The organism is Bartonella vinsonii subsp. arupensis OK-94-513 (assembly GCF_000278235.1).
GTDB classification, from domain to species: Bacteria; Pseudomonadota; Alphaproteobacteria; order Rhizobiales; family Rhizobiaceae; genus Bartonella; species Bartonella arupensis.
Genome location: NZ_JH725037.1, coordinates 236,966 through 237,646, shown reverse-complemented (window position 1 = coordinate 237,646; position 681 = coordinate 236,966). Strand labels below are relative to the sequence as shown.

Annotated in this window: 1 pseudogene; it reads left to right on the top strand. The window is 40.5% G+C overall.

Features of this window, described 5'->3' with window-relative positions:
• A pseudogene (locus tag ME1_RS01000) lies at window positions 1-546 on the top strand (hypothetical protein); the annotation flags it as partial.
• Between the last annotated feature and the right edge of the window lie 135 nt (window positions 547-681).

Below are 681 nucleotides of genomic sequence, written 5' to 3'. Positions count from 1 at the left end.
GTAGCGGAAGCGTTTGCTGGTATTAGTACATCTTTCACGAATATTAAAAACGATATTACGAATGTTGTAAGTGATAGCCTTGTTAAATGGGATGACGAGCATCAACTCATCAAGATTGGTAGTGAAAAATCCGGTAATATCGTCACTATAGCTGATAAGGATGGTAAAGGTCGGGCTCTCTCCGGTGTGAAGGATGCAGAACAGAACGATGAAGCCGTTAATAAAGGTCAGCTTGATGAAAACGTGGATAAGCTTACTAAAGATATTGATGATGTACGTTCTGTAGCCGTTTTCTACGACACAGAAGAAGATACAGAAGAAGTCAGTGCACTTACAAGATCGGCTCGTAAAGCTAAACAAAACAGTGTGACTTTTGGAAATCCGAAGGAAGGCACAGTTTCTTTGCGTAATGTTGGTAATGGAAGCATTGCTGCAAATTCAACTGAAGCCGTGAATGGTTCGCAGCTTTATTCTTTTGGTGATAGCGTTGCGAAGTATTTTGGTGGAGGTGCTAGCTATGCAGAAGTATTTTGGTGGAGGTGCTAGCTATGCAGATGGCAAATGGACAGCACCAAGTTTCAAGGTTTGAGATTACAAAGCAAATTAACAATGAAATTGCCAATGTGAAGGGTGATAGCCTTGTTAAGAAGGATTCCGAAACAAATCTTATCACTATTGGTA